This window comes from Lepagella muris (assembly GCF_004793975.1).
Taxonomy (GTDB): domain Bacteria; phylum Bacteroidota; class Bacteroidia; order Bacteroidales; family Muribaculaceae; genus Lepagella; species Lepagella muris.
In genome coordinates this window covers 53,034-64,248 of sequence record NZ_SRYB01000029.1, presented here as the reverse complement: position 1 = coordinate 64,248, position 11,215 = coordinate 53,034, and the positions used below count along the sequence as shown (strand labels likewise).

The 11,215-nt window shown below is 46.7% G+C and carries 12 protein-coding genes; 4 read left to right on the top strand and 8 right to left on the bottom strand.

Annotated features, from left to right (window positions below):
- Positions 1-655: 655 nt before the first annotated feature.
- The 8 genes from E5331_RS15885 to E5331_RS15850 form a co-directional block, all read right to left on the bottom strand.
- A complete protein-coding gene (locus tag E5331_RS15885) occupies positions 656-1,147 on the bottom strand; it encodes an outer membrane protein (protein ID WP_123484351.1) in 492 nt (163 codons plus the stop codon).
- 314 nt (positions 1,148-1,461) lie between these two features.
- Positions 1,462-1,968 (bottom strand): RNA polymerase sigma factor, encoded by a 507-nt coding sequence (locus E5331_RS15880; protein WP_123484352.1) that lies wholly within the window; start codon positions 1,966-1,968, stop codon positions 1,462-1,464.
- A gap of 110 nt (positions 1,969-2,078) precedes the next feature.
- Positions 2,079-3,347, bottom strand: coding sequence for a hemolysin family protein (locus E5331_RS15875; RefSeq protein ID WP_123484353.1), 1,269 nt, complete (start codon positions 3,345-3,347; stop codon positions 2,079-2,081).
- Between the two features lie 49 nt (positions 3,348-3,396).
- Positions 3,397-3,981: an LPS export ABC transporter periplasmic protein LptC gene (gene lptC / locus E5331_RS15870; protein WP_168355271.1), complete on the bottom strand. Its 585-nt coding sequence runs from the start codon at positions 3,979-3,981 to the stop codon at positions 3,397-3,399.
- A 49-nt stretch (positions 3,982-4,030) separates the two neighbouring features.
- Positions 4,031-5,290: a BamG family beta-barrel-assembly machinery protein gene (bamG, locus tag E5331_RS15865; RefSeq protein WP_135985890.1), complete on the bottom strand. Its 1,260-nt coding sequence runs from the start codon at positions 5,288-5,290 to the stop codon at positions 4,031-4,033.
- Between the two features lie 79 nt (positions 5,291-5,369).
- Positions 5,370-6,149 (bottom strand): type III pantothenate kinase, encoded by a 780-nt coding sequence (locus tag E5331_RS15860; RefSeq protein WP_123484356.1) that lies wholly within the window; start codon positions 6,147-6,149, stop codon positions 5,370-5,372.
- 7 nt (positions 6,150-6,156) lie between these two features.
- Positions 6,157-6,627, bottom strand: coding sequence for a hypothetical protein (locus E5331_RS15855; protein WP_123484357.1), 471 nt, complete (start codon positions 6,625-6,627; stop codon positions 6,157-6,159).
- 35 nt (positions 6,628-6,662) lie between these two features.
- A complete protein-coding gene (locus tag E5331_RS15850) occupies positions 6,663-6,971 on the bottom strand; it encodes a hypothetical protein (RefSeq protein WP_123484358.1) in 309 nt (102 codons plus the stop codon).
- 444 nt (positions 6,972-7,415) lie between these two features.
- Between E5331_RS15850 and E5331_RS15845 the strand changes: the two genes are divergently transcribed.
- The 4 genes from E5331_RS15845 (at position 7,416) to E5331_RS15830 (ending at position 11,209) form a co-directional block, all read left to right on the top strand.
- Positions 7,416-7,922, top strand: a complete 507-nt coding sequence (locus tag E5331_RS15845; RefSeq protein WP_123484359.1) for an RNA polymerase sigma factor — start codon at positions 7,416-7,418, stop codon at positions 7,920-7,922.
- Positions 7,923-8,247: 325 nt separating this feature from the next.
- The gene (locus tag E5331_RS15840; RefSeq protein WP_135985892.1) at positions 8,248-9,546 is read left to right on the top strand and encodes a 3-deoxy-D-manno-octulosonic acid transferase; all 1,299 of its coding nucleotides are present in this window, start codon (positions 8,248-8,250) and stop codon (positions 9,544-9,546) included.
- Positions 9,543-10,445, top strand: a complete 903-nt coding sequence (locus tag E5331_RS15835) for a lysophospholipid acyltransferase family protein (RefSeq protein WP_123484361.1) — start codon at positions 9,543-9,545, stop codon at positions 10,443-10,445. Before E5331_RS15840 ends, E5331_RS15835 begins: the two co-directional genes overlap by 4 nt.
- Positions 10,446-10,480: 35 nt before the next feature.
- Positions 10,481-11,209 (top strand): 3-deoxy-manno-octulosonate cytidylyltransferase, encoded by a 729-nt coding sequence (locus E5331_RS15830; RefSeq protein WP_123484362.1) that lies wholly within the window; start codon positions 10,481-10,483, stop codon positions 11,207-11,209.
- Positions 11,210-11,215 lie beyond the last annotated feature (6 nt).

The window sequence follows — 11,215 nt, the reverse complement described above, 5'->3', positions numbered from 1 at the left end:
AAGCCTGCCGCTAGCGTTCATCCTGAGCCAGGATCAAACTCTCCGTTGTTTGTATTATAGTTTCCTATTTTACAGTCTTGGTGACCATCCTTGCGGACAGTCAGTTTGTCTTGACCGGATTCCATTCTATGTCGGTTTACCTGTGACTTGATTGACGGGAGACTTGATTTGTCTCCTTGTCTCTGTCTGTATGGCCCGGAACGTGTCACCGTCCCGGTCATTGTCCTGTGGCATTGTTGTCAATGTTCTCCTGTCGCTCCCGGGAAGTCGCCGTGGCTCCGTTCCCGATTGCGGATGCAAAATTACAACCCTTTCCGGCGTTTTGCAAATGTTTTTATATTATAGAGCATATTATTCTGAAATATTCCGCTTAATGGATTGAGAACAAACTAAATCAACAAATATTAAATTATGTTTAGAATTGTTAATAATAGAGATTTATCCGGGATTCTGACGTTATAATAAAACTGTTTTGACAACAAAAAAAGGAGCCTAAGATTGAATCCGGCTCCTTTGAATGAGATAATTTTTTCAAAAACTAATGTCTTATATAATAATGCATGTAAGATTTCTCCTATTTTAGAGTATCTATGACCTAATTGGGGTTATCAAACTTCGTTTATATTTAAATTTATATTTAAATAAGGATTAGATATCAGAATTTATATGATAGTCCCACGAGTATCGGAAGACGTCCGTAATCCTGCATGTACTGGTATTTGAACTCGAAATCAGCAGCCAAGTTACGTGCGATTTCGTATTCTGCGCCTATACCCACATTGAATGCAAACTTATCCCAGCTTTCAGAATGGTCATTGTCCCAACGGAGTTTCACATTACCGTAGCCTATACCTGCAAGAGGATAAAGATAGAAATTTCTTGCGCATGGAATCATGAAATGCACGTTACCCATCATGTTGAAAGAGCTATACCCCTTGTCACGGAGACCGAAATCGGCGGCAGCCTCAAGACGGATCAGGCTTGTAGCCTTATACTGGAATTTCGCACCCAAGATTAAATTGGTCACGGAATAACCATCTTCGATTACAGGAGCTGCACCAAAATTAATTCCGAGAGCCGCTCTCTGAGCAAATGCAGATGTGGCACACATAAACACCACTGCCATCAATAGTAGAATCTTTTTCATTGTCTTTTCAAAATATTTGTTCCCTATCGGTCGCCCACCCGAATATTATATTAAGATTAAAGATGCGGGCCACACCTTTATTCATCGGTATAATTATAATGAATTTCTGTTAAAAAAAGTTCACGCAAAGGCATCAAGTTTTTCAAAAATATTCCTATCCGTCTATATTTCAGTCATGAAGTTATCTAAATTTCTATAACATCTCCGCAAAAAGCAAAGTCTATATACAAAAATCTATATACAAAAAAAGGAGCCGCAGTCAACAGACCGGCTCCTGATAATGAGAGTGCTTATAAATTATTTACCGTAAAATCTCAACGATAATCCTTTAGAATTTCACGAAGTCTTTTTCGAGTGAAAAATATACGACTTTTCACTGTACCGAGCGGCATAGAGAGAACTTCCGCAATCTCTTCATACTTATAGCCGGCTACGTGTAGAGAGAACGGCTCGCGGTAGTCTGCCGGGAATCCTTTTAGGATTTCCGAAATTTCATTGACCGCGTATGCGCCATCCGGAGTATCAGAAACAGTCTCTTGCGTCAGGTTTAACTGATAAAGATCGTCCGATGTATCCACCATCGTATTCTCGCGCACGTTCTTTCTGTAATTATTGATGAAGATATTACGCATAATCGTAAGCATCCACCCCTTAAAATTGGCGTTATCTACGAATTTGTCCTCGTTAGAAAGAGCCTTCAGAGTGGTGTCTTGTACCAGATCATGTGCCTCATCCTTGTTTAACGTAAGCTTAAGAGCAAACGACCGTAGGTTTGGCTGCATCCCAAGTACCGATGAAATAAATGTGGGCTTGCTGCTCATTGATTGAACAATTAGGTAAATTTTTTTATGCATTCATTATCTCGCTACAAAGGTAGACAAACTATCTCTATTTGCAAAATAAATTTTAACTATTTTTTCTGTAAGACCAATTATTTTTCATATTTCTCTACACGAACAAGCTCTATCCTTGTCGTAGCCATACGTATAATGGTGAATCGCAACTGTCCGAGTTCGAAAGAATCACCCTGTCGCGGCAACGCTCCGAGATTCTCAAGGATATATCCGCCAAGCGTGTGATACGTCTCCGACTCCTTTAGGTCAAGACCGAATTCCTCATTTATATTCTCGATCTCAGCCCTTCCGCTAAATTCATATATACCGGGTTCCACCTCTTTGGCGAGAGTGCGCTTACGGTCATGCTCATCCTCAATCTCACCGAATATCTCTTCCACGAGGTCTTCGAGAGTGGCAAGACCAGCAGTGCCGCCAAATTCATCCACTATAATAGCCATCGACTTCTTCTCTGAGAGCATGCGCCGCATCATCTTATTTGCGAGCATCGTTTCGGGAGTGAAGATGACGGGCTTCAGGTGCTTCTTCCAATCCTCATTGACGTTAAGCAGCTCCGAGATATGGATGTAGCCCATCACGTCGTCAATATCCTCCTTATACACCACAATCTTCGAAAGACCGGTGGCTATGAATTTCCTCACAAGTTCCTCACGGCTAACCGAATCAAACTCCACCGCCACAATCTCATTACGCGGAATCATGCACTCACAAATCTGAGTGTCCTTAAAATCTATGGCATTACGGAATATCTTCACTTCATTCTCCACCGAAGGATTCCCCGGCGTAGTGTTGATCTGCTTCTGAAGATAATCATCAAGCTCATCAATAGTGAGACGTTCCTGCCCCTCATCAGCAGTTTTCACTCCGAAAATCCTCATCAGTCCCCTGGATATCCCCGACACGAGCAACGACACCGGATAAAGCGTCCAGTAGATCAGATAGAGCGGTATCGCAAAGAGGCGTATCATGAAGTTGGGGTTTATGCGGAAGGCAGTCTTCGGCATAAATTCCCCGGCAAACAGCACCACTCCGGTAGACAACAGCGTGTTAGCCATCAGCACCAATGCCTCATTCGTCAGCCATCTCTCCAGAAACGGATTTATTATAATCGAGAAAGTGATACCGTATATTACCAAGACAATATTGTTGCCGACAAGCAACGTGGATATAAACATATCCTCGTGGCGGGAAAAGCCATGTATTATACGGTCGACTATGCCCCCCCTGGCAGCATCTATCTCCATCCTTACTTTGCTCGACTGCACGAAAGCGATTTCGGCTCCGGAGAATAGAGCCGAAAACAGCAACGCTATAAGCGTCACCACTATGGCGGTTGCAATTGTCATGATCTCTTATATAGTTATATGTTCTTAGTATATGCTTCGGATGCCAACATCATTTGGGATCCGGCTTCAGGTTATCACGCTCCACCGGGAATATACCGGACGGATGTAGAATACGATATTTTGTCAGACGTTCGTTTGATTCAAAACCGGTGCCCTCCAATATATGGGTCTCGTTCTCGATATGTATGAAGGTGTCGGAATAGAGGCGTGCGCGCCGCTGGTCCCAGAACACCCGCTCGGAAAGGAAAAGGTCTTTCGGGGCCTTTGTCATCTCCACGTTACCCTCAAGACGCCACAATTTTTGCATCTTGAAGAATCTTGCGGAATCAGCCGCCACCGTAGCCACCACATTGAATTTCGGATCATATTTCTGAAGATACAATCCTTTCGGGAAAAGCCAGTAAGGTGTGTCGACCTCATCATATACATACCATACAGGAGCCACAATCTTATATTGAGTCACTCCCGAATCTGAAATCAATGTCGATATGTTGTGAGTCACCATCGACGGCATACCGGCAGGATTCAAGCTACGCGATATGTCCACCTTGGTTTCCTGCGTGCAGCTTCCCGCGGCTATGACAAGTGCCATAGTAACAGCCATTGATAGACCCGTCTTTCTCATCACTCTCATACCGATGTCGTTTTGCGTGCGTATGTGTCTTATCAACAATCCTGACGCATCATTTGATCGGGCGTTTGAAGAACCACACCTCATTGATGTTGACGCCCAACGTGATATTGAGATAGTTCTCAGTCAGCAACGGGTTGGGATGTGCCTGACGATGCTTCCACTCAATGCCGAGGTTAATCATAGTCTTACCTTCGGGGGTGTTCAAACCGAAACCGGCAGTCACACCATACTCCCTCACACGATTCCCTCGAATCTTGAGATAGTCGTTATTATAATATGCTCCGGCACGATAGGATATGCGCTGCACATAGTTGCCCCTTATCTTCGGCACGAACTCACCACCCAATGCAAACTTGGTGCGATTGTTGAAATCCATGCCTTGGAAAACCATGTTGTCTGGGTCAGCATTTTCATACATTGCGGAATATTTCGCCTTTGACCATTGCTGGAAAGTGAAGTCTGCCTCCAACATCCATCTGGAGTTACGCTCATGCTTGTAGGCAATACCCGCACCGATCGACATAGGGGTGTAGTAATTTCCGGAAATCTTCATGCTTGCGACGGTATCAGGCACGCTTTCATGTTTTAGCTCCTGAGTAGTCGCCCAAGTGTTGCCATGCAGGGATTTCTTGGGGGAGAAGGTCACTCCGGCAGTGATACGCTCGGTGCGCGACAGGCGTGCAGTGTATTGCAGACCAAGATTCACATCCCAGTCGCGGATCTCCATCACGTGTTCAAACAATGACTGACCCGCAGAATTAGGCGTGGAATAGACGTCGTTTATGATATTTCCGAAACTATAGGCAAAGTTCACGCCGAGAGAGAATCCGGCATACTTACCCGCCAATCCGATATAAGCCTGATTGATACCGCCGTTACCCTGATTCTCCATGGCACCGTGATCAATCGACTTACCAAATGCATACCCTACGGAAGAATATGGCAACATACCTATCGAACCGCCCATGAACTTACATATCGGGAACTGCATAGTCACGTAATCAAGACCGCCTCCGGTGGTGCGCTGCTTCAACTCCCCCTCTTTCTGCCAGAGCACTGAGAGGTCTGCGCCTATATCAAACAGGAAGGTGAGCGAATCGATCGAAGCATACGAAGCGGGGTTCATCACGTTGATCTGGCGTCCGGAGTTCATCGCATATCCCACCGACCCCATCTGGCGTTGCATAGACGTGGCCCTGTCGCCCAATATGCCGTAGCCATACATTGAATAAGGAGTTGTGACGTTCTGTGCCACTGCAACTCCGGCAGATACCAGCACCGTCAATATCAAAAGTTTTATCTTGTTCATCACAGTCTTTTTATTCCTGTTTTGTTTTATTTTTAATCTTACGCACTATTTACGAAGTTGTCACAAAAAAATCCATGAGTCAGTTCCGGCGGGCACTTACTCCCGAAACGTTATATTCATAGAACGACAATAGCCCTCTTCCAACGAGATCAGGATCCATCAGCACCGGCAACCCTCTCTTTTCCAGGAGAGGAGCGAGCACATTTCCATCGCTGCCCGTAATCACTATCCGCGAGCATCCATATAGTTCTGACGCACGGCGGAAGGCATCGGCAATCTCGCTCACCATTCCGCCCACCACTCCGCATCTTATAGCCGACATCGTGTCGCATCCGAACTCAGGCATATCCCCGTTCTCATCTACCATCGGGAGCTGACTCGTCTCATAACTCAGGCTCTTGAAACGCAATCTCATTCCCGGCGCGATATTACCGCCAAGGAAATTACCTTCACAGTCAACCAGATCGATCGTGACCGCCGTGCCGGCATCCACTACGAGAGCCGCCTCCCCGGGGATGAGAACCGAAGCTCCCAAGGCAGCCGCTACCCGATCATTGCCCAATGAGCCACGAGTGGCATACTCCACCCTTACCGGGAGATCGACATTCGGAGTGAGCATCAACAGTCTGCCGTCGACAAGCCGACGAAGTGTCTCAAGAAATTTTGCGTCAGTGTGGCACACGCTGCAATAAGCGCATCCGTGAAGCTCACCCGCAGACAGCAACGGCAGCAACTCCTCTATATTGAGCGAATATATCCTAAGCCAATCCATAGGCACGCCATTCTCCCAAAGCACCGCCTTGACAGAAGTGTTACCCTGGTCGATGGTCAGAATCCGCTTTCCCTCTTTATTTCCCATCTCAATCCTACTGCTGTTCTTTTTTAGATTGCGACATAATCATCCATGAGGATATTATCTGTATCAAAGCGCCGGCGAGAGTAAACATTATCGTGTCACGCATGACGGCGAGTATGCCGGCATATTTTCCAAGATGCCCCTCCTGATAAAACCAGAACGCAGCCCCGACCATGAATGCCACACCTGCCCAGAACTCCATACGCCTCAGTCGCCTCATGCGTGGAGATCCGGACTTGCCGACAGCACCGTACACGCGTGCCCCCACGAACATCAGTGCGCCGGCACTGTATACCCATTTGAACACTTTCAGAAGCTCCAGGTCTGACGCATTGATGAATGGCGCCACAAGCGATGCACATATCATCAGAAGACCGAAAGAGGCTGCATACTCAACCCACTTCCCGCGTCTACCCGTTGCTCCGTGTCCGGAATCCCGTCTTCCGGGATTTTCTTTACCGGAATTTTGTCTTAATGTCATTTCTTAAGTCTTTTTATAAAAGTGTATCGACCGTATCACTTCAGGATAAACACGTCTTCCGTTGGACGCTGCATGTGGAATTTCTCCCGGGCGATGTGCTCAAGCTTATCGGCACCCCTTATCAATGCCTCACGTTGCATACGATAGTAGGCAGCTGAATCACGACAACTCTCAATCTCTGCCGTAAGGGCATTTATCTCTCGGTCATACTCCATATTAAGAGTAAGCGACGTGTCGTCATTCAAAAGCAACATCATCACGATCAACGTGCATATCACCGCCAATGGGATATGCGAACGACGGCGAAACCAAAAATTTGCTCTTTTTATTTTCTTTTTCACCATTTATGAAGTTTTCGGGTTGAATCACTTTTTCATCAAACTCCGCAAAATTAATGATAATATATCATTCATGCACAATCATAGCCACTATTTTTATAATTTTAACGTCTTTTTCTCCCTCTTTAATCATGATAGATTTCACATTTGCCATAAAAAAGGCATTATTTTCCATAGCAAGAATGTTAAAATAGAATTTTCAAAAAAACGATACAAAATCCACATACTTCCATCCTTCAACGCACTCAGATCAACTCATCCAATAGCAATCTACCACATATTTCAAGGCTCTTGTAAAAATACGCAAAAGCGCAACCACATTTTTAACAAAATCCGCAAAAAAATTTAACACTTTTATCTTATCCTTTTTTTCATTTCCCGTGTTATACTATCAAAATCATAAAACAATAGCGCCTCACGGCGCTGACCACCACTTAAAACTATACGACGATGGCAGATTCAGGATCATTCAAAGAAAGGCTTCTCGGATTGCAAGGCAATCTTCTTAATTTCGCCTACCAGCTGACAACCAGCAGAGAAACAGCTCAGGACCTCGTGCAGGACACAACTCTCAAGGTTCTTGACAACGAATCTAAATATGTTGACAACGTAAACTTCAAGGGATGGGTTTTCACCATCATGCGCAACATATTCATCAACAATTACCGCCGCCAGGTAAGAAGCGCGACAGTGGTCGACACTACTGAAGACCTTTATCATCTCAACCTCTCCCAGGAGTCAGGTCTTTCCACTCCGGAAGGAAGTTTCGCAGCCAAGGAGATTTCCGAAGCCATAAAGAACTTCACGGATGAGTATCGCGTACCGTTCTCAATGTATATCGCCGGCTATAAATATAATGAGATAGCCGACAAGATGGGACTCCCTCTCGGCACTGTAAAAAGCCGTATCTTCTTTGCACGCAAACGTCTGCAAGCTCTTCTTAAAGACTACAGATAATAACGGGAGAACCACGTGCCGGTATCTTGCAAAGGATTAGGTTTTGTACTGCCATCAAGACACCCCAAAAACATCACCGGCATGATATAAAATCTGCTAAGAAATACTCAAACAACCCAAGATTCAGTATACAATCGCCGCCGGAATAATAACCGGCGGCTTCTTTTTTCAGGCAATTCCCTGCCCTATCTCCTCTTTTGTTGCAGAAATGGATTAATTTGGTTAACTTTGCATGTGGATATGCTCCTGCTGAACTTGTCTGAACATCTCAACCCGCAGACTTAATTTTTCAAACGGAGCGTGGAACATAACATCACAACATTCGATGCAGTTAGCATACACCATATACAGTTGGTCGGTAAAGGGAATTTTCAATACAATAAGACATTGTCGTGCAATTGTAAAGAAAATATCAGCGCAGCAACATTCTCAGACAAAACTTGATCGTTTTATCCGGCTTCAGTCGACGTGGCAATCAAAACTTGCCTCGTCAAAATGCGCGTTACCCTCGCAGAAGACAATCTGGTTTCATGCCAGTTCGCTCGGTGAATACCAGATTGCACGCCCGATCATCGCCCGTCTGAAGCTGGAGGGGACATACCATATCGTATTCACCTTCTTCTCCGCCACAGCAATCGATGCGCTGAAAGGGAGAGAAGGCACACCGTCAACCCCCGACGTGATCCTCCCACTCCCACTCGACACCCGTAAGAATGCCGACAGCTTCATAGAGAAAGTAAGACCTGACATCGCAATATTCATGGTGTCGGAATTCTGGCCCAACTTTCTGGAGTCGCTACGTAGGCACAACATACCCACCCTTCTCTATTCCGGACTGTTCCGTCCGAAATACCATGGATTCATCCGCTCGAAATTCAGGGATTCCATGGTGAAGAAGTTCAACCAGATCACGGTGCATGATGAGACATCACTGAAATATCTGCAATCCACCGGACATTCAAATGCGGACCTCGTGCCCGACCCCCTTTTCGATAATGCCATCTCAAAGCGTGAAGAACCCTACGACAAGACCACACTCAATGCCTTCTGCCGGAATGCGGCACGTGTGCTCGTGGCAGGAAGCCTGCATCTTGACAAGGATCTCGACCTGATCGCATCAATCGCAGAGAAATATCCCGACACGAAAATAATCATCGTGCCTCACGAGATCTCCCCAAAAGGGATGCACCGAATCATCGGGACAATGCCACGCAAGACGGTGCTATACTCCGAAAGCAAGCAAATAAAGAATTGGGACAATATACAATGTCTGGTAGTAGACTTCATCGGGGCTCTCGCCAAAATCTACCGCTATGGCAATGCCGCCTACGTAGGCGGCGGGTTCACTCCCCTGCTGCACAGCGTCATAGAGCCGCTTGTCTACGGCATACCGGTAGCATTCGGACCAAAGACCGGAAGGAAATACATCACGTCGGTCATGCAGACGCGCGGGATAGGCACAATCGTGGATGATTCCTCATCCATCTGCGCATGGTGGGATAGGATCATCTCCGGAAACGTAGATATGAAAAAGATAAAAAGGGAATCGGAAGACCTCTGCTCACATAATCAGGGGGGAGCCGATCACGCTCTGAATATAATAACCAAAATGATAGAAAAGTGAGTTCACTCTCTTTCAAATATAAACTTGCCGACAAGGGGCTGTCGCTATTGGCATCACTGCCGTTGCCGGCATTATATGCCCTCGTGGCTCCGGTCAGATTTGTGATGCACCGCATAGTCGGATACCGCAAGAAGGTGATACGCCAGAATCTCATCAACTCGTTCCCGGAGAAAAATGAGGAGGAGATACGGCAGATCACTGACCGGTTCTATCATCATCTCTGCGACAACATCGTGGAGACAATCAAGCTGCGCCATATCTCCGACAAGGAGCTTGCCCGGCGTATGCGTATCGAGAATCCGGAAGTGGTAAACGATATTCTCTCGTCAGGCACTCCCGTAGTGCTCCTGTTAGGGCATATCGGGAATTGGGAATGGGTGCCGCAGCTCACGATGTCGGTGAGTGTCCGCACGCCATTCGGAGAGATCTACCGCCCTATGCACGACAAGCAATGGGGCGAAATAATCCATAACCTCCGCGACCGTTGGGACAACGTGACCCAGATTCCGCAGGATGATGCCATCAAGACCATTTTCCGTTGGAACCGCGAAGGGGCATGGATCGTAGGCTTTCTCGCCGACCAACGACCCAACAACCGCAATCTAAACCATTGGGCGACGTTCCTGCATCAGGACACCCCTGTAGTGGTCGGTCCCGAACAGATCGGACGGCACACCAATGCCCGATTCGTATATGCCGACATCTCCAAGACCTCACGAGGACATTATTCCATCCACTATCATGAGATCACATTGCCGGAGAGATCGGATTCCCCCTTCCCAGTCATGAGAGAATATCTCAATCTGCTCGAAATGACCATAAGGCGAGATCCCGCGCTATGGCTATGGTCGCACAAACGATGGAAGTACCCGCGTCCTGAGAAATGTCAGGACATCTGAAATTAATATTACATTCAATAAAACCTATATACGAAATGAATATTATCTGCGTGATTCCGGCGCGTGCCGAATCTACACGGTTCTTTGAGAAACCGCTTGCCAAAATACTTGGCAAACCCATGATCCAGTGGGTTTGGGAACATTGCATGGAGGTGACTGAGTTTTCAGAGGTATATGTCGCCACCGACAGCGATAAAATCAAGGACACAGTGGAGGCTTTCGGTGGGAAAGTCATCATGACCTCCTCCGACCATGACACAGCCACAGAGCGTCTTTGGGAAGTGTCGCACAAAGTGGAGGCAGACCTCTACGTTATGGTGAACGGCGACGAACCGCTTCTCACCCGTGAGGCAATAATACAGTGTATCCCCTCCTCTATAGAAGAGGGTGCGCTCTACGTGTCGAACCTCATGACCGATTTCTCCAATCCGGTGGAGGTGGTCGATGCCACCAACCTGAAGATCGTGACCGACGCCAACGACCGCTGTCTCTTCATCTCCCGCAGCCCGATACCATATCCCAAAGGGAACATGGATTACGTCTACCATAAATTCGTGGGCGTCGGTGCATTCAACCGCAAGGCTCTCGAATTTTATCACAACACCCCACGCGGACCGATCGAGAAGATCGAGGAGAACGACTCATTCCGCTTCATCGAGAACGGAGTGCCCATCTACTACTACAACTGCCATTGCAAGAGTCTCAGCGTAGACAACCGCAAGGACATTGCAGGCGTGGAGAGCTATCTTACGTCAAACAAGTGATACCCT

Excerpts from the sequence above, each read along its gene's own strand:
- E5331_RS15885 (WP_123484351.1), bottom strand. The coding sequence starts at position 1,147 with ATGAAAAAGATTCTACTATTGATGGCAGTGGTGTTTATGTGTGCCACA.
- E5331_RS15880 (WP_123484352.1), bottom strand. The coding sequence starts at position 1,968 with ATGAGCAGCAAGCCCACATTTATTTCATCGGTACTTGGGATGCAGCCA.
- E5331_RS15875 (WP_123484353.1), bottom strand. The coding sequence starts at position 3,347 with ATGACAATTGCAACCGCCATAGTGGTGACGCTTATAGCGTTGCTGTTT.
- lptC (WP_168355271.1), bottom strand. The coding sequence starts at position 3,981 with ATGAGAGTGATGAGAAAGACGGGTCTATCAATGGCTGTTACTATGGCA.
- bamG (WP_135985890.1), bottom strand. The coding sequence starts at position 5,290 with ATGAACAAGATAAAACTTTTGATATTGACGGTGCTGGTATCTGCCGGA.
- E5331_RS15860 (WP_123484356.1), bottom strand. The coding sequence starts at position 6,149 with ATGGGAAATAAAGAGGGAAAGCGGATTCTGACCATCGACCAGGGTAAC.
- E5331_RS15855 (WP_123484357.1), bottom strand. The coding sequence starts at position 6,627 with ATGACATTAAGACAAAATTCCGGTAAAGAAAATCCCGGAAGACGGGAT.
- E5331_RS15850 (WP_123484358.1), bottom strand. The coding sequence starts at position 6,971 with ATGGTGAAAAAGAAAATAAAAAGAGCAAATTTTTGGTTTCGCCGTCGT.
- E5331_RS15845 (WP_123484359.1), top strand. The coding sequence starts at position 7,416 with ATGGCAGATTCAGGATCATTCAAAGAAAGGCTTCTCGGATTGCAAGGC.
- E5331_RS15840 (WP_135985892.1), top strand. The coding sequence starts at position 8,248 with ATGCAGTTAGCATACACCATATACAGTTGGTCGGTAAAGGGAATTTTC.
- E5331_RS15830 (WP_123484362.1), top strand. The coding sequence starts at position 10,481 with ATGAATATTATCTGCGTGATTCCGGCGCGTGCCGAATCTACACGGTTC.